This window comes from Pseudacidovorax sp. RU35E (assembly GCF_900156165.1).
Lineage (GTDB): Bacteria > Pseudomonadota > Gammaproteobacteria > Burkholderiales > Burkholderiaceae_C > Xenophilus.
On sequence record NZ_FTMY01000016.1, the window covers coordinates 15,886 to 41,389 of the forward strand.

The 25,504-nt window shown below is 70.1% G+C and carries 23 protein-coding genes; 11 read left to right on the plus strand and 12 right to left on the minus strand.

The genetic code is table 11. The annotated features are described in order from the left end of the window. The first annotated feature begins 85 nt into the window (after positions 1-85). On the plus strand, positions 86-1,156 hold the full coding sequence (locus tag BXA03_RS23265; RefSeq protein WP_076511571.1) for a type II asparaginase: 1,071 nt from the start codon (positions 86-88) through the stop codon (positions 1,154-1,156). A 243-nt stretch (positions 1,157-1,399) separates the two neighbouring features. Here the strand turns inward: BXA03_RS23265 and BXA03_RS23270 are convergent, their stop codons facing one another. The 6 genes from BXA03_RS23270 to BXA03_RS23295 all read right to left on the minus strand — a co-directional run bounded on the left by BXA03_RS23270 (position 1,400) and on the right by BXA03_RS23295 (position 5,541). After that, positions 1,400-1,717, minus strand: a complete 318-nt coding sequence (locus BXA03_RS23270; RefSeq protein WP_076511572.1) for an addiction module antidote protein — start codon at positions 1,715-1,717, stop codon at positions 1,400-1,402. 4 nt (positions 1,718-1,721) lie between these two features. Next, a complete protein-coding gene (locus BXA03_RS23275) occupies positions 1,722-2,015 on the minus strand; it encodes a type II toxin-antitoxin system RelE/ParE family toxin (RefSeq protein WP_076511573.1) in 294 nt (97 codons plus the stop codon). 86 nt (positions 2,016-2,101) lie between these two features. Then, positions 2,102-2,743, minus strand: a complete 642-nt coding sequence (locus BXA03_RS23280) for a glutathione S-transferase family protein (RefSeq protein ID WP_076511574.1) — start codon at positions 2,741-2,743, stop codon at positions 2,102-2,104. A gap of 56 nt (positions 2,744-2,799) precedes the next feature. Then, on the minus strand, positions 2,800-3,630 hold the full coding sequence (locus tag BXA03_RS23285) for a phosphatase PAP2 family protein (protein ID WP_083716323.1): 831 nt from the start codon (positions 3,628-3,630) through the stop codon (positions 2,800-2,802). A gap of 40 nt (positions 3,631-3,670) precedes the next feature. Continuing rightward, positions 3,671-4,513: a metallophosphoesterase family protein gene (locus tag BXA03_RS23290; RefSeq protein WP_076511576.1), complete on the minus strand. Its 843-nt coding sequence runs from the start codon at positions 4,511-4,513 to the stop codon at positions 3,671-3,673. Between the two features lie 59 nt (positions 4,514-4,572). Further along, positions 4,573-5,541: a diacylglycerol/lipid kinase family protein gene (locus BXA03_RS23295; protein WP_076511577.1), complete on the minus strand. Its 969-nt coding sequence runs from the start codon at positions 5,539-5,541 to the stop codon at positions 4,573-4,575. 201 nt (positions 5,542-5,742) lie between these two features. Between BXA03_RS23295 and glyQ the strand changes: the two genes are divergently transcribed. The 5 genes from glyQ (at position 5,743) to BXA03_RS23320 (ending at position 11,309) form a co-directional block, all read left to right on the plus strand. Then, positions 5,743-6,681: a glycine--tRNA ligase subunit alpha gene (gene glyQ, locus BXA03_RS23300; RefSeq protein WP_076511578.1), complete on the plus strand. Its 939-nt coding sequence runs from the start codon at positions 5,743-5,745 to the stop codon at positions 6,679-6,681. Between the two features lie 3 nt (positions 6,682-6,684). Next, the gene (glyS, locus tag BXA03_RS23305; protein WP_076511579.1) at positions 6,685-8,823 is read left to right on the plus strand and encodes a glycine--tRNA ligase subunit beta; all 2,139 of its coding nucleotides are present in this window, start codon (positions 6,685-6,687) and stop codon (positions 8,821-8,823) included. 37 nt (positions 8,824-8,860) lie between these two features. After that, positions 8,861-9,508, plus strand: a complete 648-nt coding sequence (gmhB, locus tag BXA03_RS23310; RefSeq protein ID WP_076511580.1) for a D-glycero-beta-D-manno-heptose 1,7-bisphosphate 7-phosphatase — start codon at positions 8,861-8,863, stop codon at positions 9,506-9,508. Positions 9,509-9,618: 110 nt separating this feature from the next. Then, positions 9,619-10,353, plus strand: a complete 735-nt coding sequence (locus tag BXA03_RS23315; protein ID WP_076511581.1) for a lysophospholipid acyltransferase family protein — start codon at positions 9,619-9,621, stop codon at positions 10,351-10,353. Between the two features lie 26 nt (positions 10,354-10,379). Continuing rightward, entirely contained in the window at positions 10,380-11,309 is a 930-nt protein-coding gene (locus BXA03_RS23320; RefSeq protein WP_076511582.1) for a M48 family metallopeptidase, read from the plus strand. A 621-nt stretch (positions 11,310-11,930) separates the two neighbouring features. Here the strand turns inward: BXA03_RS23320 and BXA03_RS23325 are convergent. From BXA03_RS23325 to BXA03_RS23340, 4 genes are all read right to left on the minus strand, one after another. Beyond that, positions 11,931-13,085, minus strand: a complete 1,155-nt coding sequence (locus BXA03_RS23325) for an alpha-hydroxy acid oxidase (RefSeq protein ID WP_076511583.1) — start codon at positions 13,083-13,085, stop codon at positions 11,931-11,933. Positions 13,086-13,139: 54 nt separating this feature from the next. Continuing rightward, complete coding sequence (locus BXA03_RS23330) at positions 13,140-14,801, minus strand: L-lactate permease (protein ID WP_076511584.1); 1,662 nt, start codon at positions 14,799-14,801, stop codon at positions 13,140-13,142. A gap of 216 nt (positions 14,802-15,017) precedes the next feature. After that, the gene (locus BXA03_RS23335) at positions 15,018-15,911 is read right to left on the minus strand and encodes a LysR substrate-binding domain-containing protein (RefSeq protein ID WP_076511585.1); all 894 of its coding nucleotides are present in this window, start codon (positions 15,909-15,911) and stop codon (positions 15,018-15,020) included. A gap of 106 nt (positions 15,912-16,017) precedes the next feature. Beyond that, positions 16,018-16,788 (minus strand): SDR family oxidoreductase, encoded by a 771-nt coding sequence (locus BXA03_RS23340; protein ID WP_076511586.1) that lies wholly within the window; start codon positions 16,786-16,788, stop codon positions 16,018-16,020. Between the two features lie 167 nt (positions 16,789-16,955). Between BXA03_RS23340 and BXA03_RS23345 the strand changes: the two genes are divergently transcribed. Continuing rightward, positions 16,956-18,554, plus strand: coding sequence for an OpgD/OpgG family glucan biosynthesis protein (locus BXA03_RS23345; RefSeq protein ID WP_076511587.1), 1,599 nt, complete (start codon positions 16,956-16,958; stop codon positions 18,552-18,554). Here BXA03_RS23345 and BXA03_RS23350 read toward each other — a convergent pair. Then, positions 18,511-19,890, minus strand: a complete 1,380-nt coding sequence (locus tag BXA03_RS23350; protein WP_076511588.1) for a leucine-rich repeat-containing protein kinase family protein — start codon at positions 19,888-19,890, stop codon at positions 18,511-18,513. The two genes, BXA03_RS23345 and BXA03_RS23350, sit on opposite strands and share 44 nt — an antisense overlap. A gap of 45 nt (positions 19,891-19,935) precedes the next feature. Next, positions 19,936-21,024: an MBL fold metallo-hydrolase gene (locus BXA03_RS23355; protein ID WP_076511589.1), complete on the minus strand. Its 1,089-nt coding sequence runs from the start codon at positions 21,022-21,024 to the stop codon at positions 19,936-19,938. Positions 21,025-21,163: 139 nt separating this feature from the next. Here BXA03_RS23355 and BXA03_RS23360 point away from each other — a divergent pair, with 139 nt between their 5' ends. From BXA03_RS23360 to BXA03_RS23375, 4 genes are read left to right on the plus strand one after another with little or no spacing between them, the layout of a single operon-like run. Then, the gene (locus BXA03_RS23360) at positions 21,164-21,568 is read left to right on the plus strand and encodes a MerR family transcriptional regulator (RefSeq protein ID WP_076511590.1); all 405 of its coding nucleotides are present in this window, start codon (positions 21,164-21,166) and stop codon (positions 21,566-21,568) included. A 32-nt stretch (positions 21,569-21,600) separates the two neighbouring features. After that, the gene (gene can, locus BXA03_RS23365; protein WP_076511665.1) at positions 21,601-22,311 is read left to right on the plus strand and encodes a carbonate dehydratase; all 711 of its coding nucleotides are present in this window, start codon (positions 21,601-21,603) and stop codon (positions 22,309-22,311) included. A 34-nt stretch (positions 22,312-22,345) separates the two neighbouring features. Beyond that, entirely contained in the window at positions 22,346-24,259 is a 1,914-nt protein-coding gene (gene aceK / locus BXA03_RS23370; RefSeq protein ID WP_083716325.1) for a bifunctional isocitrate dehydrogenase kinase/phosphatase, read from the plus strand. Between the two features lie 36 nt (positions 24,260-24,295). After that, positions 24,296-25,480, plus strand: coding sequence for an acetyl-CoA C-acyltransferase (locus BXA03_RS23375; protein WP_076511591.1), 1,185 nt, complete (start codon positions 24,296-24,298; stop codon positions 25,478-25,480). Positions 25,481-25,504 lie beyond the last annotated feature (24 nt).

The following is a 25,504-nucleotide window of genomic DNA, read 5'->3' on the forward strand; positions in this document are numbered from 1 at the left end:
CATCGAGGGTCCTACAGCAAGTCCACAGCGCTTGCTTCAGGAGCGTGCAGGCCGTGTGATCCCACATCAAGAACGGAGTTTCCGCATGTACCTTTCCTACCGTCTTCGCGCGCTCGCCGCTGGCGCCGCGCTCATGGCCGGCGCCGCCCTGGCCCAGGCCCAGCCCGCCCTGCCCAACGTGGTGATCCTGGCCACCGGCGGCACCATCGCTGGCGCAGGCGCCTCGGCCGCCAACAGCGCCACCTACGCCGCCGCGAAGGTGCCGGTGGACAAGCTGATCGCCGGCCTGCCCGAGCTCTCGAAGGTCGCCACCGTGCGCGGCGAGCAGGTGTTCCAGATCGCCTCGGAGAGCTTCACCAACGACAACCTGCTGACCCTGGCCAAGCGCGTCTCGGCCCTGGCCAAGCAGGCGGACGTGGACGGCATCGTCGTCACCCACGGCACCGACACGCTCGAAGAGACGGCGTATTTCCTCAACCTGACGGTGCACACGGCCAAACCCATCGTGGTGGTCGGCTCCATGCGCCCGGGCACCGCCCTGTCGGCCGACGGCGCCCTGAACCTGTACGACGCCGTCAACGTCGCCGCCAGCAAGGACGCGTCCGGCAAGGGCGTGCTGGTGACGATGAACGACGAGATCCAGTCGGGCCGCGACGTGGCCAAGGCCATCAACATCAAAACCGAGGCCTTCAAGAGCCAGTGGGGCCCGCTGGGCATGATCGTCGAGGGCAAGAACTACTGGTTCCGCGCGCCGGTGAAGAAGCACACGATGCAGTCGGAGTTCGACATCGACCAGATCACCGCGCTGCCCGCGGTGGACATCGCCTACGGCTACGGCAACGTGCCCGCCGCCCAGTACGAGGCCATCGGCAAGGGCAAGGCGGCGCTGGTCCATGCCGGCACCGGCAACGGCTCGGTGGCCGACCGCGCCGTGCCCGTGCTGCAGAAGCTGCGCAGCGAAGGCGTGCAGATCATCCGCAGCTCGCGCGTGAACACCGGTGGCTTCGTGCTGCGCAATGCCGAGCAGCCCGACGACAAGTACGACTGGGTGGTCGCGCACGACCTGAACCCGCAGAAGGCACGCATCCTGGCGATGGTGGCGCTGACGAAGACGCGCGACTCCAAGGAGCTGCAGCGGATCTTCTGGGAGTATTGACACCCACCCCGTGTGCGGGCCTCACTGCGTGTGGCCCGCACTCCCCTCGAGGGGCTGCGCCACTGGCGCAGCGCGGTCTGCCAGACGCCCCAGCGGCCCGGCGGAGCCGGTTCCGCGTGGCCTGCTGGCATGGCCTGCTCCGCGGCCTTTCGATCCTTATTGGGATGAGCCGTGCCGACGTTAGGGCCGGTCTGGCGATGATTCGCTTGTGATGCAGCGAGCAGCGAATGAAGGGCCTGTTTCTCACGCCGGCTGCGCATGCAGCCGTACGCCCAGGGCCTTGGCCACCTTGAGCACCGTGGCGAAGCTCGGATTGCCGTCCGCGCTCAGCGCGCGGTACAGGCTTTCGCGGCTCAGGCCCGTTTCCCGGGCGACATCGCTCATGCCCTTGGCGCGGGCGATGTCACCGAGTGCGCGGGCGATGCCGGCGGCGTCGTCGGGCGCCTCTTCCAGCCAGGCGTCGAGGTAGGCCGCCATTTCCTCCGGTGTGCGCAGGTGCTCTGCCACGTCGTAGGCGGAGGTCTTCGTCTTCGACGGCTTGTCAGTGTGTGCCTTGGTCATGCGCTTACCCTTCGTAGTCCTGTGCCAGTTGGAGGGCGGCGGCGATGTCGCGGCTCTGGGATGCCTTGTCTCCGCCCGCCAGCAGAAGCAGAAGTCGGTCGCCGCGCTGGCTGTAGTAGACCCGGTAGCCGGGGCCGACGTCGATCTTGAGTTCCGATACCCCGCCCGTCAGATGCCGATGCGCGCCGGGGTTGCCATGGATCAGCCGGTCGACGCGCATCAGGATGCGTGCGCGGCCTGCCACGTCCTTCAGGCGATCAATCCACTCCCTGTACTCGTCTGTCTGCTCGACGCGCATGCGTGGATTGTAGCCTATGGGCTACATGAGACCAGTGATTCATGCGCTTTTGCCTGCGTTTGAGGCGACTGACCCGGCCCGCCGTGTCATCCCAGCATCGGCACCAGATCCGGATCGCCCTTGGCCATCGCGCGCTGGTAGGCGGGGCGGGCGCCCATGCGTTGCAGCCATGCGCGGATGTTGGGGTAGGGCGCAAGGTCCACGGGCTGGAACAGGCGCATGGTGCTGAGCGAGAACACGCTCAGGATGTCGGCGGCGGTGAATTCGGCGCCGGCCAGATGGGCAGCCTCGCCCAGGCGCGCTTCCACCAGTGCCAGCACGCGGTCCAGCCTGCCCTGCACGGCCTGTTGCACCGGATGGTCGGCGGGCAGGCCGGCGCGGCTGACCATCATCAGGCGGCCCATCACCGGCTGCAGGTTGCCGTTGGCGAAGTGGAACCAATAGAGGTAGGCGGCGAAGTCGGGATGTTCAGGTGCCAGCCGCAGGCGGCCCTGGCCGTGGCGGGCGATCAGGTAGTCGACGATGGCGGCGGACTCGGCCAGCACCAGGCCGTCCTCCTCGATCACCGGCGCGGCGCCCAGCGGATGTAGTGCCTTGAGCGCCGGAGGCGACAGCATGGTCGTCGCGTCGCGCTGGTGGCGCACCAGTGTGTAGGGAAGGCCCAGCTCTTCGCAGAGCCAGAGGATGCGTTCGGACTGGGAGCGGCCCAGGTGATGGATCGTGAGCATGCGATGCATTCTGCGGGCCGGCGCGTGGCCGTGTCGCGGTGCGGGTCAGTCCCGGCTCAGGCCGTGCGCATGTGCAGCCGTGCGCGCCGCCGGTGGCGCGCCGACTCGGCACTCACGATGCTGATGGCGAGCCAGGCCGCGCCCGAGCACAGGCCCGCAACCACATCCGTCAGAAAGTGCGCCTGCAGGAACACGCGGCTGGCCGGGATGGCCACGGCCATCGCCGCGGCCAGCGCCAGCATCGGCAGCCGCAGGCCCTTGGGCCCGATGCGCAGGCACAGGTAGGCCAGCATGCCCCACAGCACGATCGCGGCCGAGCTGTGGCCACTGGGAAAGCTGAAGCCCGGCGCGTTCACCAGCAGCGTGTCGTGCACCGGCCGCACGCGCTCGAAGACCTGCTTGAGCGAATAGTTCAGCACTGCATTGCCCGCGTTGGCCAGCAGCCATCCCCAGGCGAAGCCGGGGTGCCCGCGCAGCCGCAGGAACAGCGCGAAGAGCAGCACGAAGACCGTCACCGGCAGCGGGTCGCCGATGTGCGTGAAGAGGGAAAAGGCTTGCCGTGCCCAGTCGGGCGTGTGGTTGCCCACGGCCACGCTCAGGGCGTCGTCCATGCGGCCCATGGGTCGACCGTCGCCCAGGTGCCGCGCGAAGAGCGTGAACAGGCTGGCCAGGCCGATGATGAGCACGAAGCCGGCGACGAGTCCGGGCACGATGCGTCCCAACTGCGGCGGCGTGTCGGGTTCGGGGCGGGTGCGCCGACGCCACGCCAGGCCGAGGCTGCCCGCAAGCAGCGCCAGCAGCATGGCTGCCAGCACGAGGAAGGGAAAGGCCGTCCAGGCCTGGCTGCCCATGCGGGCACCGAGTGCGCTCCAGTCGTCAGGGGTCATCGATCGTCGGTCGTCAGGGGTGGCTCCAAACCGGGTGGTGTCAGCCGTTGGCGGGGAGTTCCAGGGTGTCGGTGCGTGCCAGCGCAAAGGCCGTGCGGCGGGCGTCGAAATCCCACCGCTCCAGGGTGCATCGGCGGCGTGTGTCGCCGTCCGGTGCAGCCCAGCGCAGCAGGTTGACCGAGTTCGGCGCGCCGGATCGTATCCGCGAGGAAACGGCCGTCCCCGCCTGCACCGCCCAGGCGCCGCGGGCTTCGGGCAGCCGCACGGCAAAGGGCAGGTGGATGTGGCCGCCCAGCACCAGGTCCACGCCTGCCTCGGCCCAGCGTGCCAGCGCGGCCTCGCGGCCGTGCAGGAGGTTTTCGTGGTCCTCCGGCCGGGTGACGGCCACCGGCTGGTGGACCATCACGACGCGCAACTGGCCCGGCGCGGCGGCCGCCAGCCGCCGGGCAATGCGCTCGATCTGCGCAGCGTCGATCTGGCCGTCGCTGTGGCGCCAGCGTCGCGTGGTCTTGGCGCCCAGCACCAAGCTGTGAGGCAGATCCAGGACGGGCTCCAGTTCGTCGCCCAGCGCGGCCCGGTAGCGCCGATAGGGCGAAATCAGCCGCGTGCCCAGGTCGAAGAGCGGAATGTCGTGGTTGCCGGGGATGACGAGCAGCCGCGCAGCGCCCAGGCGCTGGAAGAAGTCGCGCGCCGCCATGAACTGCGCGCGGGTGGCGCGCTGGGTGATGTCTCCGCTCACGAGGACCGCGTCGGCGGCCTGCGCGCGCACCCAGCGCACCAAAGCCTCGACGACGGGGGGCTGCTCGGTGCCGAAGTGGGGATCCGACAGATGCAGCAGCACGCATCCGCGTGCGGCATGCGGTGCCAGGGCGGGATCGTTCATGGGACGACCGTCAGCGGTCCCTTCGATGCGGGCGCCGGTCGGCGCGGCCGGGCGTTCACTCATGCGCGCTCGGCCTTCGCATCCAGGGGCTTGACCAGCCACAGCGGCCGCGGCGACACGCGAAAGCGCAGCGGCATGTCCATCCATTGCACCTCGCCGTCGGTGGCCACGCGCACGCGTCGACGCCCGGAGGAGGCACCGGTCGCCGCCTGCACCTCGATCTCGCGGAACGTGAAACTGCGCACCTTGGAGGCGCTGCCCAGCCGGCCCAGGGCCGCACGCAGCACCAGCCCGATCATGGCGAGCCGGCCCAGCGGCTCCAGCGCGATGGCGGCCAGCGCGCCGCCTTCTTCCACGGCCTGGCCTTCCTCCACGCCCACCTGCTCGAACTGCAGCGCGTTGTTGCCGACGAAGAGCGTGGGTGTGCGCAGCACCTGCGTGCCACCGCCGGCGCTCACGTTGAGCGTCCAGGTGCGAAAGCCCTTGAGCAGCGTGGCCAGCGCGGCGCCGAAGGCGACCCAGCGTCGGCGGCCGAAGCGGGCCTTGAAGTCCTCGCGTTCTTCCAGCATGCGGGCATAGAGGCCCAGGCTGGCATTGACCAGGAAGGCGCGGTCGTTTACCTCGCCGGCCTGCACCGGCTGCGGCGTGCCGGTCAGCAGGGACTGCAGCGATTCCTCGATGGGCGCCGGGATGCCGTGCACCCGGCTGAAGTAGTTGAAGGTGCCCTGCGGCAGCACGCCGAAGGCGCAGCCGGCGCGCAGGGCCGCATGCGCCACCGCATTGATGGTGCCGTCGCCGCCGGCCGCCACCGCGATGCCACCCTGGGCCAGGGCCGATTCGACCGCCTCGCGCGCCAGGTCGGGCACGCGGCGCCCTTGGCCGACGACCCGCAGCGTCAGCGGCCGGCCGGCGGCGCGGCAGGCGGCCTCGATCGCCTTCCGCGTCTCGTCCGCGCTGCCGCGACCCGATCCACGGTTGAGCACCACGAAGAGCGGTGCGGCAGGTGCAAGTGCAGGGGCAGCGGGCATGGGGGACAGGCGGGGTGTCGGGCGAAGCCGACATGCTCCTGACGGCAAGCCGACTTCGCCAGGGCCGCGCGCCGCCAGCCCGTGTAGTCGTCCGCCGGCCTCGCATGCCCGCCGCGGCGCCGCACGGCGGGCACGCCCATAAAATGCGCGGTTCCCTGCGCCGGCGCTGCGACTGCCTCCGGCCTGCCTTCTTCCCGCACCATGCTGACCTTCCAACAGATCATCCTCAAGCTCCAGGCCTACTGGGACGCCCAGGGCTGCGCCCTGCTGCAACCCTACGACATGGAAGTGGGCGCCGGCACCAGCCACACCGCCACCTTCCTGCGCGCCCTGGGGCCCGAGCCGTGGAAGGCCGCCTACGTGCAGCCCAGCCGCCGCCCCAAGGACGGCCGCTACGGCGAGAACCCCAACCGCCTGCAGCACTACTACCAGTTCCAGGTGGTGCTCAAGCCGGCGCCCTCCAACATCCTCGAGCTCTACCTCGGCAGCCTGGAGGCCCTGGGCTTCGACCTCAAGAAGAACGACGTGCGCTTCGTCGAGGACGACTGGGAGAACCCCACGCTGGGCGCCTGGGGCCTGGGCTGGGAGGTCTGGCTCAACGGCATGGAGGTGACGCAGTTCACCTACTTCCAGCAGGTGGGCGGCATCGACTGCCGGCCGATCACGGGCGAGATCACCTACGGCCTGGAGCGCCTGGCCATGTACATCCAGGGCAGGGAAAGCATCTTCGACCTGGAGTACGCCCCGGGCGTCAGCTACGGCGACATCTACCACCAGAACGAGGTCGAACAGTCGACCTACAACTTCGAGCATTCCGACGCCGACTTCCTGTTCACCGCCTTCGGTGCGCACGAGAAGCAGGCCAGGCACCTCATGCAGGAGAAGCTGGCGCTGCCCGCCTACGAGCAGGTGCTCAAGGCCGCCCACACCTTCAACCTGCTGGATGCGCGTGGCGCCATCAGCGTGACCGAACGCGCCGCCTACATCGGCCGCATCCGCAACCTGGCCCGTGCCGTGGCACAGAGCTACTACGACAGCCGCGAGCGCCTGGGCTTCCCGCTGGCGCCGCGCGAATGGGTCGCGCAGATCCCCAAGAAGAACAACGAGTCCACCGCCGCCGGCGAGAAAGCCGCCGCCTGAGCCATGAACGCCACGTCCTCGCATCCCAGCCTGCTCGTCGAACTCTTCGTCGAGGAACTGCCGCCCAAGGCGCTCAAGAAGCTCGGCGACGCCTTCGCAGGCGTGCTGCGCGACCAGCTGGTCGCCCAGGGCCTGGCCGGCGGCGCCTCGGCGCTCACCGCCTATGCCTCGCCGCGCCGCCTGGCCGCGCACCTGACCCACGTCGCGCCGCGCGCCGCCGACAAGGCCGTCTCGCAGAAGCTGATGCCGGTCAGCGTCGGTCTGGATGCCGCCGGCCAGCCCACGCCCGCGCTGGTCAAGAAGCTCGCCGCCCTGGGCCTGGAAGCCTCGGCCGCCGCCGGCCTGCGCCGCGCGCCCGATGGCAAGGCCGAGGCGCTGTTCCATGACAGCACCGTGGCTGGCGCCACCCTGGCCGAGGGCCTGCAGAAGGCCCTGGCCGAGGCCATCGCCAAGCTGCCCATCCCCAAGGTCATGAGCTACCAGCTCGAAGCCCGCTGCGAGCTGCCCGGCTGGAGCAGCGTGAGCTTCGTGCGCCCGGCGCATGGCCTGGTGGCGCTGCACGGCGCCGAGGTGGTGCCCGTCACCGCCCTGGGCCTGGAGGCCGGCCGCGACACGCACGGCCACCGCTTCGAAGCCGCCGTCGACCCGGTCGTTCTGCGCGACGCCGACCACTATGCGCTGCAGCTGGAGGAAGAGGGCGCCGTCATCGCCGGCTTCGAGGCCCGCCGCGCCGAGATCGCCCGCCAGCTGGCCGCCGCCGCGCTGGCCGTGGGCAACGGCTGCGAGCCCATCCGCGACGACGCCCTGCTGGACGAGGTCACGGCCCTGGTCGAGCGGCCCAACGTGCTCACCTGCAGCTTCGAGCAGGAGTTCCTGGACGTGCCGCAGGAATGCCTCATCCTGACGATGAAGGCCAACCAGAAGTACTTCCCGCTGCTGGACGCGCAGGGCCGGCTGACGCACCGCTTCCTGGTCGTGAGCAACATCCGCCCCGACGACGCGAGCGCCGTCACCGGCGGCAACGAGCGCGTGGTGCGCCCGCGCCTGGCCGACGCCAAATTCTTCTTCGACCAGGACCGCAAGAAGAGCCTCGAATCGCGCCTGCCGCTGCTGGACAAGGTGGTCTACCACAACAAGCTGGGCACGCAGGGCGAGCGCGTGCAGCGCGTCGTGACCATCGCCAAGGCCATCGCCGCCCAGCTGGGCGAGGGCGCGCTGGCGGCCCAGGCCGAGCAGGCCGCCCGGCTGGCCAAGACCGACCTGGTCACCGACATGGTGGGCGAGTTCCCCGAGCTGCAGGGCATCATGGGCCGCTACTACTCGCTCAACGACGGCCTGCCCGCCGCGGTGGCCGACGCCATCGAGGACCACTACAAGCCCCGCTTCGCCGGCGACGAGCTGCCGCGCGGCACGGTCGGCCTGGCGGTGGCCCTGGCCGACAAGCTGGAGACGCTGGCCGGCATGTTCGGCATCGGCAACCTGCCCACCGGCGACCGCGATCCTTTCGCGCTGCGCCGCCATGCGCTGGGCGTGGTGCGCATGCTGATCGAGCGCGACCTGCCGCTCGAACTGCCCGCCCTGATCGACATCGCCCTCGGCGCCATGGGCCCGCTGGCCACCGAGGCCAACGCCCGCGCCCAGCTGCTGGACTTCATCCAGGACCGCCTGGCCGGCAGCCTGCGCGAGCAGGGCGCCAGTGCCCAGGAAGTCGACGCCGTGCTGGGCCAGCGCCCGCCGCGTCTGGCCGAGGTGCCGCGCCTGCTGGCTGCCGTGCGCGCCTTCGCCCGCCTGCCCGAGGCACCGGCCCTGGCCGCTGCCAACAAGCGCATCGGCAACATCCTCAAGAAGTCGCCCGAGGCCGATGCCCACGTCACCGAAGGCCTGCTGCGCGAGCCGGCCGAGCAGGCGCTCTACCAGGCCATGCAGCAGGTGGTGCCGCAGGCCGACGCGCAGTTCGCTGTCGGCGACTACACCGCCTCGCTGCAGACTCTGGCCGCGCTGCGCGCGCCGGTCGATGCCTTCTTCGACGGCGTGATGGTCAATGCCGAAGAGGCCGACCTGCGCCTGAACCGCCTGGGCCTGCTGGCCGCGCTGCACCGGGCGATGAACCGCGTGGCGCTGCTGGAGCGGCTGGCGGCCTGACCGGCCTCGCGCGCCTTCCTTCACCAGTGAGCCCACCATGCCCGAGAACGTCCGCCAGCAGCAGCGCAGCCAGGCCCTCAAGCTGGTGATCCTGGACCGCAACGGCAGCATCAACGAGCACCGCGACGACTTCGTCAAGAGCGACACCGAGTGGACGCCGCTGCCCGGCGCGCTCGAGGCCATCGCGCGGCTCAATCAGGCCGGCTGGCATGTGGTGATCGCTTCCAACCAGTCGGGCCTGGGCCGCGGTCTGTTCGACGTGGCTTCGCTCAACGCCATGCACGCCAAGATGCAGAAGATGCTGGCCACCTTCGGCGGTCGCATCGACGCCATCTTCTACTGTCCGCACAGCCCCGAGGACGACTGCGACTGCCGCAAGCCCAAGCCGGGCCTGTTCCGCCAGATCGGCGAGCGCTTCGGCATCGACCTGCGCGGCGTACCCACGGTGGGCGACAGCCTGCGCGACCTGCAGGCCGGCGCCGCCGCCGGCTGCGAGCCGCACCTGCTGCTCACCGGCATGGGCGCGGCCTGCCGCGGCGTGCATCCGCTGCCGCCGGAGTTTCCGCCCGGCACCCAGGTGCACGAGGACCTGGCCGACTTCGTCCGCTTCCTGCTGGCGCGCGAGGCCCACGCGGCGCCCGCGCCCTCGGCCCCGGCCAGTGCGCCGGCGGTGGCTCGCGGCTGAACCGTCCCGCGCCGACCATGTCCTGCCGCCACGCCGCCCTTGCCCGGTCCTGAGTCGGGCCGATGCATCGAGGCCCCGCGCTTCCTCCTTCCTCTCCAAACCCGTCCCCGATGGCCTTTCTCCGTTCGACCCTTCACGTGCTGTGGATGGCGGTCACCGTCGTCCCCTACGCCATCGCCCTGCTGGGGGCTTCGCTCTTCGTGCGCGGCGAGCCGCTCTACCGCATCGCCGCCGCCTGGCTGGGCGTCGCCATCGGCGGCGCGCGCTGGATCCTGGGCATCCGGCCCGTGGTCCTGGGCATGGAGAACCTGCCGCAGGACAAAGAGGCCGGTGCGGTGCTGCTGGTCAAGCACCAGTCCACCTACGAGACCTTCCTGATGCCCACGCTCATGCCGCATCCGCTGGCTTACGTGTTCAAGAAGGAGCTGCTGTATGTGCCCTTCTTCGGCTGGGCCATGTCGCGGCTGGACATGGTGCACATCGACCGCAAGCAGCGCACGCAGGCCTTCCAGAAGGTGGTGGCGCAGGGCAAGAAGCTGCTGGCCAAGGGTGTGTGGATCATCATGTTCCCCGAGGGCACGCGCATCCCGCGCGGCCAGGTGGGCCAGTACAAGACGGGTGGCACGCGGCTGGCGGTGGAGACTGGCGCACCGGTCATCCCCATCGCCGTGACCTCGGCCCGCTGCTGGCCGCGCAAGGCCTTCGTCAAGACACCGGGCACGGTGCATGTGTCCATCGGCCCGGCCATCCCGAGCGCGGGCCGCAAGGCGGACGAACTCATGGTCGAGGTGCAGGCCTGGATCGAGGCCGAGATGCGTCGCCTGGACCCGGAGGCCTACCGCTGAAGGCGGCCGGCAAGCAGGGCGCGGGCATGCACCGGCTGTTGCAGCTGACGCTGGACCTGTTTGGCGATTCGCAGGCGCCAGCGCCGGCGGTCGAGCCGCCCCTCCCGCCTGCGAAAGTGCGCGGCGTTGCGCCGACCCCCCAGGGCATGGCCGCGCCGGCGCAGCCGCTTCGCGCGCCGGACAGCCGCACCCTTGTCTTCACCCATCCGCGCGCCTCGCGCGAGATCGTGCTGGGCGACGTGCGCATCGCCTATGCCTTCGACCGTGGCCATCGCCGCACCATCGGCTTCTCGGTGGGCACCGAGGGCCTGGCCGTGCGCGCGCCGCGCTGGGCGGCCATCCGCGATGTCGAGTCTGCCCTGCAGGAGAAGGCCGGCTGGATCCTGCGCAAGCTGTCGGAGGCGCGCCAGCGCGAGGCGCAACAGGAGGCCGGCCGCATCGACTGGTGCGATGGGGCGCAGTTGCCCTTCCTGGGGCGCATGGTCACCCTGCGCCTGGACCCGACCGACCGCCAGGCCGGCACGGGAGGGCTGCTGGACGTGGGCGATGGCAGCGCCGATGCGCCGCAGGTGCTGCGGCTGGCACTCTCGCCGGACGTGGGCGAGGCCCGCATCCGCGACGCGGCGCAGGCCTGGCTGACGCGGCAGGCGCGGCGCGTCTTCACCGAGCGGCTGGCGCATTTCGCGCCCCAGTTGGGTGTGCAGTGGACCAAACTGTCGCTGTCCAACGCCGCCACCCGCTGGGGCAGTGCGAGCGCGGACGGCTCGATCCGCCTCAACTGGCGGCTGATCCATTACCGGCTGCCGATCATCGACTACGTCGTCGTGCACGAGCTGGCGCACCTGCGGGTGATGGACCACAGCCCGCGCTTCTGGGACGAGGTGGGGCGCGTGCTGCCGGACTATGCGCAGCGGCGGAAGGTGCTGAAGGACGAGCCGGCGCCGCGCTGGGGGTGAGGCTGGGCTTGCCCAGCCTGACCTGGTTCCAGTCCGGTCCGGGTCGGTTCGTCTGTGCTTGGGCCGGGGTGCATGCGCCAGAGCGCGCGCGGCGGGGCCGGGGCCTGGGGGCCGCGGGCTCATACTTTTTCAGAAATCGCCCGCGGCCCCCAGGCCCCGACCCCGCCGCGCGGGACACGGTGGTGGTGCACTGGGGGGAGGCCAGTGCTGGATTGAACGCACCGACGAAGCAAAGGTCTCGAGTGTTGGCGCAGCACTCATGCCGGCCGATCAACCATCCCGCAGGCCTTGGTGCCGGTGAGGGCGTGGCGGCGCGCCTGTGGGGCGCCGAGGAGCGCAGGGCGGACGGGCTGCGGGCCTGCCGGAGGACAGGCCCGCTTCGTGAACTGACTCGCGGCGTTTGTTTGAGCGCAGCGCGAAGCGCGTAGCGAGTTATGCCGCGGCCCGTCCGACCGAGCACCGGAGGGAAGTCGGCGCGCAGCGCCGACCGCCCCACTGAAGCGCCGACGCGCCCTCACCGGCACCAGGGCCGGACCATCGCCACAGCGCACAACCGCACAACCGCACAACCGCACAACCGCACAACCGCACAACCGCATCAGGGCGGCAGCGCAAACTACCTCAAGCCGTCGGATACGTCCCCGGCAACAGAATGCTCCGGTCCACGTTGCGCAACTGCGTATGCCCGCAGAAGGCCATGGTCGTGTCCAGCTCCTTGTGGATGATCTGCAGCGCCCGCGTCACGCCGGCCTCGCCCATCGCGCCCAGGCCGTAGACCATCGAGCGGCCGATCATCGTGCCGCGCGCGCCCAGGGCCCAGGCCTTGAGCACGTCCTGGCCGCTGCGGATGCCGCCGTCCATCCACACCTCCAGCCGGTGGCCCACCGCGTCCACGATGGCCGGCAGGGCCGAGATGCTGCTGGGCGCGCCGTCGAGCTGGCGGCCGCCATGGTTGCTCACCACGATGGCGTCGGCGCCGGCATCGGCGGCCATGCGGGCGTCTTCCTCGACCATGATCCCCTTCAAGATCAGCTTGCCGCCCCACTGCTGCTTGACCCATTCGATGTCGGCCCACGACAGGCGCGGATCGAACTGCTCGTTGGTCCAGGCGGCCAGCGAGCTCATGTCGCTCACGCCCTTCACATGGCCCACCAGGTTGCGGAAGGTGCGGCGCTTGGTCTGCGCCATGCCCATGACCCAGCGCGGCTTGGTCGCCAGGTTGAGGATGTTCTTGAGCGTCGGCCGCGGCGGCGCCGTCAGGCCGTTCTTGAGGTCCTTGTGGCGCTGGCCGATCACCTGCAGGTCCAGCGTCAGCACCAGTGCGCTGCACTTCGCCGCCTTGCAGCGGTCGATCATGCGGGCCATGGCGTCGCGGTCGCGCATCATGTACAGCTGGAACCAGAAGGGCGCCGACGTGTTCTGCGCGATGTCCTCGATGGAGCAGATGCTCATGGTCGAGAGCGTGAACGGAATGCCGAACTTCTCGGCCGCGCGCGCCGCATGGATCTCGCCGTCGGCATGCTGCATGCCCGTCAGGCCCACCGGCGCGATGGCCACGGGCATCTTCGCGGGCACGCCCACCATGGTGGTGGCGGTGCTGCGGTTCTCCAGGTTGACGGCCACGCGCTGGCGCAGCTTGATCTTCTGGAAGTCCTCTTCGTTGGCGCGGTAGGTGCCTTCGGTCCAGGCGCCGGAGTCGGCATAGTCGTAGAACATGCGCGGCACGCGCTTCTGCGCCAGCACGCGCAGGTCTTCGATGTTGGTGATGACGGTCATGGAAGTTCCGGAAGGGCGGGCCCGGCGCACGACAGGCGCGCCGGGCCGGCTTGTTCAGTGGACCACGGTCAGGGTGAAGGGCCAGACGTACGCCTGCAGCGTCACATACAGGCCCACCAGCGCCGCGAGCGCGATCGAGTGGAAGAAAACGTAGCGCAGGATATCGCCTTCGTGATTGAACCAGCGGGTGGCCGTGGAGGCCACGACGATGGACTGCGCGTCGATCATCTTGCCCATCACGCCGCCCGAGCTGTTGGCCGCGCCCATCAGGTTGGCCGAGAGGCCCAACTGCTCGGCTGCCACCTTCTGCATGCCGCCGAAGAGCACGTTCGACGCCGTGTCCGAGCCCGTGAGCGCCACGCCGATCCAGCCCATCAGCGTGCCGAAGAAGGGATACAGCACGCCGGTGTTGGCGAAGGCCAGGCCCAGCGTGGTGTCGGTGCCCGAGAAGCGCGTGAGCGTGCCCAGCGCCAGCATCAGCACGATGGTCAGCAGCGAGTAGCGCACCATCCACAGCGTGCGGAAGAAGGTGCCCACGATGGCCACCGGGCTGTACTTCATCAGCACGGCACTGAGCACCGCCGCCAGCAGGATGCCGCTGCCGGTGGCCGACAGCAGGTTCAGCACGTAGACGGCCGCCTCCTTGTGGGGCGTCGTCACCACCGGCGGCATCTTGTCGATCATGTTGTGCAGGCCCGGCATCGGGAAGCTGGGCGCGAACAGGCCGTTGAGCCAGGTCTTGACCGCCGGCAGGCCCCAGACGAAGACGAACACCGACAGGATCAGCCACGGCATCCAGGCCCGCACCAGCGCGGCGCGGCTGTGCTGGCGCACCGGCTGCGGGGGCTTGGCCTCGGCGGCGCTGGGGTCGTTGCCGCGCATCGACGGCGAGGTCCAGATGCGCTTGGGCTGCCACACGCGCAGGAAGGCCACCAGGCTCAGCATCGAGACGACGGCCGCGATGATGTCCACCAGCTCCGGCCCGATGAAGTTGGACACCAGGAACTGCGGCACCGCGAAGCTCACGCCCGTCACCAGGATCGCGGGCCAGATCTCCATCATGGCCTTGCGGCCGGCAAAGGCCCAGATCAGCCAGAAGGGCACCATCAGCGAGAAGAAGGGCAGCTGCCGGCCGATCATGGCCGTCACCTCCATCAGGTCGTAGCCATGCACCTTGGCCAGCGTGATCACCGGCGTGCCCAGCGCGCCGAAGGCCACCGGCGCGGTGTTGGCGATCAGCGACAGGCCCGAGGCCGCCAGCGGCGAGAAGCCCAGCCCGATCAGGATGGCCGCGGTCACCGCCACCGGCGTGCCGAAGCCGGCCGCGCCCTCGAAGAAGGCGCCGAAGCAGAAGGCGATCAGCAGCAGCTGGATGCGCCGGTCCTCGGTGATGCCCGAGAGCGAATCCTGCAGCACCGCGAAGCTGCCGTTCTGCTCGGTCAGCTGGTGCAGGAAGATGATGTTGAGCACGATCCAGCCGATGGGCAGCAGGCCGGTGAAGGCGCCGAAGAGCGCCGCGCGCCCGGCCAGGTCGGCGGGCATGCCGTAGGCGAAGACGGCCACCAGCAGCGCCGCGACGAGGCCCATGCCGGCGGCGATGTGCGCCTTGATGTGGAAGAAGCCCAGTGCAGCGAGCATCACCACCACCGGGATCGCCGCGAGGGCGGTGGAGATGAACATGTTGCCGAACGGGTCGTAGATCTGCTGCCAGGGCATGGCGTGTCTCCTGCGTGTTGTTGTGAACGGTGCGCTGCGTGGGGCGGCCCGCCGAGGCGGCCGTGCGGCGCGACGCCAATGTAGGAGCGCTGGGGGGGTGCAGGCCTGAAAACGACGCGCGGGGGGCGTGAATCTTTTTCACGGCTTGCCGCGGCGCAAGGCGGCGGGACGAGGCTTCGACAGGCTCAGCCCGCGCTGAGAAAAACGCAGGCCTGCTCAGTCCCGCATCGCCTGCCGGATCCAGTCGACGAAGGCGGCGCATTCCCAGCGCTCCAGCGTGCCCGGCTTCCAGCACAGAAAGTAGTCGTGCGGCGAGCGCACGCTGCGCCGCGACAGTCGCACCAGCCGGCCGCTGTCCAGCCAGCCCTGGCCGAGCTTCAGCCGCATCAGCGCCACGCCGAAGCCAGCCACGGCGGCGTCCAGCACCAGGCCGAGGTCGTTGAACTGGTTGCCCGAGGCCGGCTCGGGCAGGCCGATGCCGCACGCGCGGAACCAGGTGCGCCAGGGCTCCAGCGGCGAGCGGATCAGGTGGGCGCGGCCGATCTCGGCCTCGGTGTCGAAGTCGCCCTCGAAGGGGCCGGCCTCGCCCAGGTATTCGGGGCTGCAGACGGGGCAGACCTCGTCGGAGAGCAGGTGCATCGACTCCCGGTCCGGAAAGGGTCCGACGCCGAAGCGCAGCTCGATGTCGGCCTCCTCGGCCGTCACGTTGTGGATGGGAATGGCCACCTGCAGCATCAGCTCGATGTCGGGGTAGGCATGGCGGAACAGCGCCAGCCGCGGCAGCAGCAGCTGGCGCGAGAAGGTGGGCGTGACGGCCACGCGCAGCCGCGTGGCGGCCGGCGCCGGCCGGGCGGGGCGCGGCGCGTCCTGTAGCGCCGCCATCGCCTCGCGCACCCGCAGCAGGTAGGCCGCGCCTTCGGGCGAGGGCAGGAACTCACCGCGTGTGGCGAAGAGCTTGAGCCCCAGCTGCGTCTCCAGCTGACGGATGCGGTGGCTCACCGCGCTGGGCGTGACCGACAGCTCGGCCGCCGCCTGCGTCACGCTGCGCAGACGCGCGACGGCCTCGAAGGCCAACAAGGACTGGATGGGCGGGATGCGGACGGCGGTCATGGGCGGTCATGCGCCGGGGCGGGCCGCCGGCGGGTCGAAGACGGTCCCGCATTCTGGCGGCACGGCACGCCGCCGCCGCCGCTTCCCGAGCGGGCCGGGTGGGCGCTCAGCGCCCCCAGGCGCAGCCGCCGTCGACCACCAGCGTGGAACCGACGACGTAGTCCCCGGCGCGCGAGGCCAGGAAGATGGCGGCACCGGCCATGTCCTCTGGCGTGCCCACGCGGCCCAGCGGAACGCGGCCGGCCACCTCGTCGCCGTGGTCGCGCGCTTCCTTGTTCATGCTGGAGGCGAAAGGCCCGGGCGCGATGGCGCTGACCACGATGCGGTGCGGTGCCAGGTGCATCGCCATGCGCTTGGTCAGGTGGATCAGGCCGGCCTTGCTGGCCGCGTAGGAGTAGGTCTCCCACGGGTTGACCGAGATGCCGTCGATGGAGGCGATCTGAATCACCTTCGCCAGGTGGTCGGTGGCCGCCTTCTTGAGCATGGGCGTGAGCGCCTGCGTCAGGAAGAAGGGCGACTTCATGTTGAGGTCCACCACCTTGTCCCAGCCGCTCTCGGGGAACTCTTCATACGGCGCGCCCCAGGCGGCGCCTGCGTTGTTGACCAGGATGTCGAGCGAGTCTTCGTGCTTTGCATAGGCGGCGACCAGCGCCTGCACGCCTTCCATCGTCGACACGTCCGCCGGCAGCGAGACGCAGTGGCCGAGCGCCGACAGCTCCTGGGCCGTCTGGTCGCAGGCGTCGGCCTTGCGGGCCGAGATGTAGACCCGGGCGCCTTGCGCCAGGTAGCCCTCGGCGATCATGCGGCCGATGCCGCGCGAGCCGCCGGTGATGAGGGCCGTGCGGCCCTTGAGCGAGAAGAGGTTCGAGGTGTCCATGGTGCGTGTCTCCTTCTGGGGCGCAGCTTAAGAGCGCCCGCCCTGCGGGGCCGTCGCCAAGGCGCCAAACGCAACGGGATGCATCGAAGTGCAATTCCGACATGAGGGGAATCCCGGAGCGCGGTATGGTTGCCCCCTTCACAAGAACAACGACCTTTCCCCTGCCTATGCTCGACCGACGCTCCTTCGTCTCTTCCGGCGCCGCCGCCTTCGCCCTGGGTCTTCTGGGCCGGCCCGCCTCCGCTCAGAACGCCAAGGCCCTGCAGCTGAGCCAGCCGCGGCCCTTCTCGTGGGACGGCCTGGTGGCCGACGCCCAGGCCCTCGCCGGCCAGCCCTATGCGCAGGAAAACCGCCTGCCGAAGGACGTGCTGGAGCGCATCGACTACGACGCCCACGGCAAGATCCGCTTCGACACCGACTACGCCCTGTTCAAGGACGGGCCCGGCGCCTTCCCGGTCACCTTCTTCCACCTGGGCCGCTTCTTCCAGGTGCCGGTGCACATGCATGTGCTCGAGAACGCCGGCGGCGACGTGTTCTCGCGCGAGATCGTCTACGACAGCGCCTACTTCGACATGCCGGCCGACAGCCCGGCCAAGCAACTGCCCGATGGCGCGGGCTTTGCCGGCTTCCGCTTCCAGGAAAGCCGGCTGGGCGACCAGGCCAAGCTGGACTGGCGCAAGAACGACTGGGTGGCCTTTTTGGGGGCCTCGTACTTCCGCGCCATCGGCGAGCTCTACCAGTACGGCCTGTCGGCCCGCGGCATCGCGCTGGACGTGGCCCTGCCGGACCGGCCGGAGGAGTTCCCCAACTTCACCCGCTTCTGGTTCGAGCCGCCCAAGGACGACACCACGGTGGTCGTCTATGCGCTGCTGGAAGGCCCGAGCGTCACTGGCGCCTTCCGCTTCGTCATGCAGCGCAAGGCGGCGGTGATCATGGACATCGAGCAGCGCCTCTTCTTGCGCCGCGATGTGGGCCGCCTGGGTCTGGTGCCGCTGACCTCGATGTACTGGTATTCGGAGACGCTGGGCGCCCGCGGCATCGACTGGCGGCCCGAGGTGCACGACTCCGACGGCCTGGCGTTGTGGACGGGCGGCGGCGAGCGCATCTGGCGCCCGCTCAACAACCCGACCGTCACCCGCGCCTCGCAGTTCAACGACCGCGGGCCCAAGGGCTTCGGCCTGCTGCAGCGCGACCGTGCCTTCGACCACTACCAGGACGGCGTGATGTACGACAAGCGCCCCAGCCTGTGGGTGGAGCCGCTGGGCGACTGGGGCGACGGCTCGGTGCAGCTGATCGAGATCCCGACCGACGACGAGATCCACGACAACATCGTCGCCTTCTGGGTGCCGGCCGCGCCCGCCGCCAAGGGCAGCAGCTACAACCTGCGCTACCGCCTGTACTGGCAGGCGGATGAGCCCTTCCCCGGCCCGCTGGCACGCTGCGTGGCCACGCGCATCGGCCGCGGCGGCCAGCCGGGCCAGCCGCGTCCGCAGGGCGTGCGCAAGTTCATGGTGGAGTTCGTGGGCGGCACGCTCAAGGACATTCCCTTCGGCGTCAAGCCCGAGGCGGTGCTCACCGCCTCGAGCGGCAGCTTCTCGTACGTCTTCACCGAGGCCGTGCCCAACGGCGTGCCGGGCCACTGGCGTGCGCAGTTCGACTTCACGCCCGCGCCCGGCAACAACGAGCCGGTGGACATGCGCCTCTACCTGCGCAACGGCGGCGTCACGCTGACGGAGACCTGGCTGTATCAGCTGCAGCCGGGCTGATCGCTGCCCAGCGGGCCGTGGCGGCGGCCAGGGCTGCAGCGCTGGGGCGTTGGGTGGCGTCGGCCTGCGTGCAGGCGGCTGCCCAGGCGCTGGGCGTGTCGGCCGGAGCCGCATCGGTCGCAGCGGCACCGTCGGCGAGCGCCAGAAGTTCTGACAGCAGCACGCCCAGGGCCCGCACGTCCATGCGGCGAAGCGCATCCCCTAACTCCCCTTCTGGCGCGAAGGCCGCGGCGCCGAAGTCGCCGAGCAGCGCCGTCGCCTCGCCCTGGGGCGCATCCGGCCGCCACAGCAGGTTGTGGGCATACAGGTCGCCATGCACCAGTCCGCGTGCATGCAGGTGGGCCAGCGCCGACGCCACGTCGGCAGCGATGCGCAGCGCCACGTCGGCCGGCATGCGCAACCCGTCCGCGTACACATCGCGCGTGCAGCTGTCGAAGCTGGGCGGGCCGGCCAGCGTGCGGTAGTGCGGCGCGATGCGCGCCATAACCAAGCCCTGCGTGCCGGCTGGATGGCCCTGCAGCCGCCCGAGCACCGGGATCAGGCGCGGATGCGTGCCCGCCGCCAGGCTGGCCGCCATCTCGGTCAGTGGCCAGCCGTCGCTGGTGACCTCGCCCTTGAAGAGCTTGATGGCCACGTCCTGTGCCGCCGCGCCTTCGCCCAGCACGCCGGCATGGATGCGGCCCGAGGCGCCTTCGCCCAGCAACTCGCCGACCTGCAATGAAGACCAGTCGATGGCGTCCGAAGACTGGCCATGGCGCGCCGCGTCCTCGACCGCTGCGTTGAAGGCGTTGCCGCCGACGGCCAGCCACGACAGGGCCGGCAAGTCGGCCAGCCAGCCGGGCAGCGCCTCGAAGCGGTTGGCTGCGAGGCGCAGCAGTTCCAGCGCCTGGCACTGCCGCAGGTCGGGCAGGGCCGCGAGCCGGTTGCCGGCCAGCATCAGCTTCTGCAGCCGGGTGCGCCGGCCGAGTTCTTCGGGCAGTTCGGCGAGGTCGTTGTCGGTCAGGATCAGCCAGCGCAGCCGCGCGGGCAGTGCTTCGGGGGGCACATGGGCGATGCGATTGGCCTTGAAGCCGACCATCTCCAGCTGCGGGCAGGCGCCCAGCGCGGTGGGCAGCGCGGTGAAGCGGTTGGACGAGGCGAAGAAGACGCGCAGCCGGTGCAGGCGGTGCAGGTCGTCGGGGAGCGTGTCGAGCCGGTTGCCGGAAAGGTCCAGCACTTCCAGCGTGTCGGCCAGGTCGAAGATCTCGCGGGGGAAGGTGTCGAGGTCGGCGGCGATGCGCAGGCGCCGCGCGCCCACCAGGTCGCCGGCGCGCAGCCGTTGCAGGTCGTCGGTCATCGGGGCAGTTTAGGGGGCCGCCTCGACCCGCGGGCTCACACCTTGTCAGGCCAGGCGGAAGCGGTAGATGCCGTCCTCGCCCAGCTCGCGGCGCAGCTGGCCGGCGAACCAGAGGCAGTGCAGGTGGGCGATGGTCTCGCCCAGGGCGAAGGTCATCTGGTGCAGGTCCAGCTCGCGCTTGAAGAGGATGGGCAGGGCCTCGGCTGCCGTGTGCGGCTTCTGCGCGCAGGCGGCCTGCAGTTCGGCCAGGCGGTCGCGGTGGTGTTCCTGCAGCTGCTCCACCCGGCGGTGGATGCCGCGGAAGGGCTTGCCGTGGGCGGGCAGGCCCAGGGTCTCGGCAGGCAGGGCGTTGAAGCGTTCGATGCTGTCCAGGAAGAGGCGCAGCGAGTTGGCCTCGGGCTCGCCCGCATGCACGCTCACGTTGGTGGAGATGCGCGGCAGCATCATGTCGCCGCCCAGCAGCACGCCCGCGTGGCGTCCGGTCTCGTCCTGCCATTCGAGCGAATCGCAGAACAGCGAGATGTGTTCCGGCGCGTGACCGTAGCCGACGATGCAGCGCCAGTCGTGGTCGCCGATGCGAATGACGTCGCCGTCCATCATGCGCACGAAGCGATCCGGCACGGCGGGCACCATGTTGCGGTAGTAGCTGGTGCGCGCGCGCAGCTTGTCCAGGGCCTCGGGGTCGGTGAAGCCGTGCGTGGCGAAGAAGGCCGCGGCTGCCTCGCCGCCGGCCAGGGTGTCGCCGGCGGTGCTGAGCACGCGGGCCACGTGGTAGTCGGTCGAGCTGATCCACAGCGGCGCGTTCCAGCGCTCGCACAGCCAGTGCGCCAGTCCGATGTGGTCGGGGTGCATGTGCGTGACGATCACGCGCAGGATGGGCAGGCCCTGCAGCTCGGTCTCGAACACCTGCTCCCACTGCTGGCGCGCCTCGTCGCGCGCGATGCAGCAGTCCACCACGCTCCAGCCCTCGCGGCCGTCGATGCGGTCGCGCAGCAGCCAGAGGTTGATGTGGTCCAGCGCGAAGGGCAGGCGCATGCGGATCCAGCGCACGCCGGGCGCGACCTCGAGGGTCTTGCCGGGCTCGGGCAGCGTGTCGCCCAGGGGGTAGTGGAGTTCGCGTTCGAGGAGGTTCATGCGGCATTGCCGGCGGCAGCCGGCTCGGCTAGTATTGACGTTTACGTCAACGTAAGAGTTGCGGTCATTGTAGGCAGCGCTGCCAGATGGCGCTGTCACCGGTGCGCGACCCTTCGCCGCGCGCGGCAATCCCTCTCGCATGTCCAACACCACCTTCACCATCGGCGAACTGGCCAAGGAATTCGACCTCACGACGCGGGCCATCCGCTTCTATGAGGACATGGGCCTGCTCACGCCGGAGCGCCAGGGGCGCAACCGCGTCTACACCGCGCGTGACCGGGCGCGGCTGCTGCTCACGCTGCGGGCCAAGCGCCTGGGCCTGAGCCTGACCGAGGCCCGCGACGTGCTGGACATGTACGACAGCCCGCGCGACACCGTGCCCCAGCTGGAGGCCTTCCTGCGTGTGCTGGGTGCCCACCGCGAGCGGCTGGAGGCCCAGATGGCCGAGCTGCAGGCCAACCTTGCCGAGGTGCGCGCGCAGGAGACCGCCAGCCGCTCGGCGCTGGCCCGCGCCCGCAAGGCCGCCACCAAGGCCACTGCGTAGGACGACGCGCCCCCACTGACACAATGCCCGACATGACCGATCCGATCCAAGAACTGTTCGCCCACAACCGCGCCTGGTCCGCCCAGATGGAGCGCGACCGCCCCGGCTTCTTCACCAGCCTGGTCAAGCAGCAGACGCCCAAGTTCATGTGGATCGGCTGCTCCGACAGCCGCGTGCCCGCGAACCAGATCACCGGCCTGGAGCCGGGCGAGGTGTTCGTGCACCGCAACGTGGCCAACGTGGTGGTCCACTCCGACCTCAACGCGCTGTCCACCATCCAGTTCGCGGTCGACCTGCTCAAGGTAGAGCACATCATGGTCGTGGGCCATTACGGCTGCGCCGGCGTCAAGGCGGCCATGAAGGGGGTGCGCGTGGGTCTCGCCGACAACTGGATCCGCCACATCCAGGACGTGCGCGATCGCCACCATGTGATGCTCGAGAGCCTGCCCGAGGCCGTGCGCGACGACGCGCTGTGCGAACTCAACGTGGCCGAGCAGGTGGTCAACGTGGCGGTGAGCACCGTCATGGTCGATGCCTGGAGCCGCGGCCAGAAGGTCACCATCCATGGCTGGGCCTTCGGTGTACACGACGGCCTGCTGCAGGACCTGGGCATCAGCGTCGACGGCGCCAAGCCGCTCGACGGCATCTACAAGGCCGCAGTGCAGCGCATCCGCGCCAAGTGGAGCACGCCTGCCGCCGCGACGCCGCAGCCGCGCGCGCAGGCGGCCATCCAGGGCGAGTGAGGCCGGGCGCAGGGGCAAGAGGGGCGAGGCCGCCATGTTTCCGCAGCGCCTGGATTCGCCGCTTGCCTATGGCATCGCCAAGGCGCTGATCGACGGCTTCAACCGCCACTACCGCCTGTTCCGCGCCGAGTCGGCGCGCGCCAAGCACCGCTTCGAGACGGCCGACTGGGCCGGCCAGCAACGGGCGCAGCGTGAGCGCATCGAGTTCTATGCCCTGCGCGTGGCCGAGGCGGTGGCCCGGCTCGAGAAGGAGTTCAGTGCCGGCACGCAGCCCATGGACGTGTGGCAGCAGGTCAAGCTGCACTACATCGGCCTGCTGGTGGACCACCACCAGCCCGAGCTGGCCGAGAGCTTCTTCAACTCGGTCACCATCAAGATCCTGCACCGGGCCTACTTCCAGAACGACTTCATCTTCGTGCGGCCTGCCATCAGCACCGAGTACATCGAGCCGCAGGGCGCCCCCACCTATCGCGCCTACTACCCGCGCGACGGTTCGCTGGCCGGCAGCGTGGCGCAGATGGTGAACGACTTCGGCCTGATCGTGCCCTTCGCCGACCTGGCCGGCGATGCGCAGCAGGTGGCGCAGGCCGTGCTGGGCGCGCTGGGGCCCGTGCGGCTGCGCGCCAACTTCCAGCTGCAGGTGCTGTCGGGGCTGTTCTTCCGCAACAAGGGCGCCTACGTGGTGGGCCGCGTGCTCAACGGCTTCACCGAGCTGCCCTTCGCCCTGCCCATCCTGCACGACGCGAACGGGCGCCTGGTGATCGACGCCGCCCTGTTCGGCGAGGACGAGCTGCAGATGCTGTTCTCCTTCGCGCGGGCCTACTTCATGGTCGACATGGAGGTGCCCAGTGCCTGGGTGCGCTTCCTGCGCGCGCTCATGCCCCACAAGCCGCGCGCCGAGCTCTACAGCGCGCTGGGGCTGGCCAAGCAGGGCAAGACGCTGTTCTACCGTGACTTCCTCTCGCACCTCAACTACAGCAGCGACCGCTTCCGCATCGCGCCGGGCATCCCGGGCATGGTGATGCTGGTGTTCGACCTGCCGTCGTTTCCGTACGTCTTCAAGGTCATCAAGGACTTCTACCCGCCGCCCAAGGACACGACGCGCGAGCAGGTCAAGCGCAAGTACCAGCTGGTCAAGCAGCACGACCGCGTGGGCCGCATGGCCGACACGCTCGAGTACAGCGAGGTGGGCTTTCCGCTGGACCGCTTCGAGCCCGCGCTGGTCGAGGCGCTGCAGCGCTTCGCGCCCAGCCAGGTCGAGATCGGCGACCGCGACGGCAACGGCGAGATGGAGCTGGTCATCAAGCACGTCTACATCGAGCGGCGCATGATCCCGCTGAACATCCTGCTGGCCGAATGCCTGGAGCAGATCGCGCAGCCCGAGTCGCCGGCCGCGGCCGAGCGGGCGCAGCAGCAGCTGACGCAGGCGGTGGTCGAGTACGGCCACGCCATCAAGGACATGGTGGCCGCCAACATCTTTCCCGGCGACATGCTGTGGAAGAACTTCGGTCTCACGCGCGGCGGCAAGGTGGTGTTCTACGACTACGACGAGATCGAATACCTCACCGACTGCCAGTTCCGCCGCGTGCCGCCGCCACGCTGCGAGGAGGACGAGCTGAGCGGCGAGCCCTGGTACAGCGTGGGCCCGCGCGACGTCTTCCCCGAGACCTTCGAACCCTTCCTGCTGGCCAATGACCATGTGCGCGCGGCGTTCATGGCGCACCATGCCGACCTGCTCGACGCCGCCTTCTGGCAGCGCCACAAGGAGCGCATCCTGGCGGGCCACATGCTGGACGTGTTTCCCTACGACGAGCGGCGACGCTTCAGCCGTGCTCAGGGCGGCAAGAGCGTCGGAGCGAACGAGGCCGACGACGTCGCCGACATGCCTGCCGCTGCCGAGCCGGCCCCGGCACCGAACGCCCGCGCTACCGCCGCCGCAACGCCCTGACCTTTCCACCCCCACTTGCACAAGGAGACTCCCGCCATGTCCGACTCCATCGTCATCCTCGGCGCCGCCCGCACGCCCATGGGCGCCTTCCAGGGCGACTTCGCCTCGCTCGCCGCCCACGACCTGGGCGGCGTCGCCATCAGGGCCGCGGTCGAGCGCGCCGGCGTCGCGCCCGAGGCGGTGGGCGAGGTGCTGTTCGGCAACTGCCTGATGGCCGGCCAGGGCCAGGCGCCGGCCCGCCAGGCGGCCTACAAGGGCGGCCTGCCCGACAGCGCGGGCGCCGTGACGCTCAGCAAGATGTGCGGCTCGGCCATGAAGGCCGCCATGCTGGCGCACGACCTGCTCCTGGCCGGCACGCACGACGTGATGGTGGCCGGTGGCATGGAGAGCATGACCAACGCGCCCTACCTGATGCTCAAGGGCCGCGGCGGCTACCGCATGGGCCACGACCGCATCTTCGACCACATGATGCTCGACGGCCTGGAGGACGCCTACCAGCCCGGCCGCAGCATGGGCACCTTCGGCGAGGACTGCGCCGCCAAGTACCGGTTCACCCGCGAGCAGCAGGACGCCTTCGCCATCGCCAGCGTGCAGCGCGCCCAGCATGCGAGCCGCGACGGCCTCTTCAAGGCCGAGATCGCGCCGGTCACCGTCAAGGGCCGCGGCGGCGAGACCGTGATCGCGCTGGACGAAGGCCCGGGCAAGGTCAAGCTGGACAAGATCCCCACGCTCAAGCCCGCCTTCAAGAAGGACGGCGGCACCATCACCGCGGCCTCCAGCTCCTCCATCAACGACGGCGCCGCGGCGCTGGTGATGAGCACCGAGGCGCATGCGAAGAAGATCGGCGCGAAGCCCATCGCCCGCCTGGTGGCCCATGCCACGCATGCGCAGCAGCCCGAGTGGTTCTCCACCGCGCCGGTGGGCGCCGTGCACAAGCTCTTCACCAAGACCGGCTGGTCGGTGAAGGACGTCGACCTGTGGGAGGTCAACGAGGCCTTCGCCGTGGTGCCCATGGCGCTGATGCACGATCTGGGTGTGTCGCACGACATCGTCAACGTGCACGGCGGCGCCTGCGCGCTGGGCCATCCCATCGGCGCCAGCGGCGCGCGCATCATGGTCACGCTGATCCATGCGCTGCAGCAGCGCGGCAAGAAGCGCGGCGTGGCGACGCTGTGCATCGGCGGGGGCGAAGGCACCGCGGTGGCACTTGAATTGCTGTGAGACCGAGGGCGGCACAGTGCCGCC

Bases quoted from the DNA above. Each gene is read 5' to 3' on its own strand.
- BXA03_RS23355 (WP_076511589.1), bottom strand. From the start codon at position 21,024: ATGAACCTCCTCGAACGCGAACTCCACTACCCCCTGGGCGACACGCTG.
- BXA03_RS23335 (WP_076511585.1), bottom strand. From the start codon at position 15,911: ATGACCGCCGTCCGCATCCCGCCCATCCAGTCCTTGTTGGCCTTCGAG.
- can (WP_076511665.1), top strand. From the start codon at position 21,601: ATGACCGATCCGATCCAAGAACTGTTCGCCCACAACCGCGCCTGGTCC.
- BXA03_RS23280 (WP_076511574.1), bottom strand. From the start codon at position 2,743: ATGCTCACGATCCATCACCTGGGCCGCTCCCAGTCCGAACGCATCCTC.
- BXA03_RS23295 (WP_076511577.1), bottom strand. From the start codon at position 5,541: ATGCCCGCTGCCCCTGCACTTGCACCTGCCGCACCGCTCTTCGTGGTG.
- BXA03_RS23265 (WP_076511571.1), top strand. From the start codon at position 86: ATGTACCTTTCCTACCGTCTTCGCGCGCTCGCCGCTGGCGCCGCGCTC.
- BXA03_RS23325 (WP_076511583.1), bottom strand. From the start codon at position 13,085: ATGACCGTCATCACCAACATCGAAGACCTGCGCGTGCTGGCGCAGAAG.
- BXA03_RS23270 (WP_076511572.1), bottom strand. From the start codon at position 1,717: ATGACCAAGGCACACACTGACAAGCCGTCGAAGACGAAGACCTCCGCC.
- gmhB (WP_076511580.1), top strand. From the start codon at position 8,861: ATGCCCGAGAACGTCCGCCAGCAGCAGCGCAGCCAGGCCCTCAAGCTG.
- BXA03_RS23285 (WP_083716323.1), bottom strand. From the start codon at position 3,630: ATGACCCCTGACGACTGGAGCGCACTCGGTGCCCGCATGGGCAGCCAG.
- BXA03_RS23350 (WP_076511588.1), bottom strand. From the start codon at position 19,890: ATGACCGACGACCTGCAACGGCTGCGCGCCGGCGACCTGGTGGGCGCG.
- BXA03_RS23375 (WP_076511591.1), top strand. From the start codon at position 24,296: ATGTCCGACTCCATCGTCATCCTCGGCGCCGCCCGCACGCCCATGGGC.
- glyQ (WP_076511578.1), top strand. From the start codon at position 5,743: ATGCTGACCTTCCAACAGATCATCCTCAAGCTCCAGGCCTACTGGGAC.
- BXA03_RS23330 (WP_076511584.1), bottom strand. From the start codon at position 14,801: ATGCCCTGGCAGCAGATCTACGACCCGTTCGGCAACATGTTCATCTCC.
- BXA03_RS23320 (WP_076511582.1), top strand. From the start codon at position 10,380: ATGCACCGGCTGTTGCAGCTGACGCTGGACCTGTTTGGCGATTCGCAG.
- BXA03_RS23340 (WP_076511586.1), bottom strand. From the start codon at position 16,788: ATGGACACCTCGAACCTCTTCTCGCTCAAGGGCCGCACGGCCCTCATC.
- aceK (WP_083716325.1), top strand. From the start codon at position 22,346: ATGTTTCCGCAGCGCCTGGATTCGCCGCTTGCCTATGGCATCGCCAAG.
- BXA03_RS23360 (WP_076511590.1), top strand. From the start codon at position 21,164: ATGTCCAACACCACCTTCACCATCGGCGAACTGGCCAAGGAATTCGAC.
- BXA03_RS23345 (WP_076511587.1), top strand. From the start codon at position 16,956: ATGCTCGACCGACGCTCCTTCGTCTCTTCCGGCGCCGCCGCCTTCGCC.
- BXA03_RS23275 (WP_076511573.1), bottom strand. From the start codon at position 2,015: ATGCGCGTCGAGCAGACAGACGAGTACAGGGAGTGGATTGATCGCCTG.
- BXA03_RS23290 (WP_076511576.1), bottom strand. From the start codon at position 4,513: ATGAACGATCCCGCCCTGGCACCGCATGCCGCACGCGGATGCGTGCTG.
- BXA03_RS23315 (WP_076511581.1), top strand. From the start codon at position 9,619: ATGGCCTTTCTCCGTTCGACCCTTCACGTGCTGTGGATGGCGGTCACC.
- glyS (WP_076511579.1), top strand. From the start codon at position 6,685: ATGAACGCCACGTCCTCGCATCCCAGCCTGCTCGTCGAACTCTTCGTC.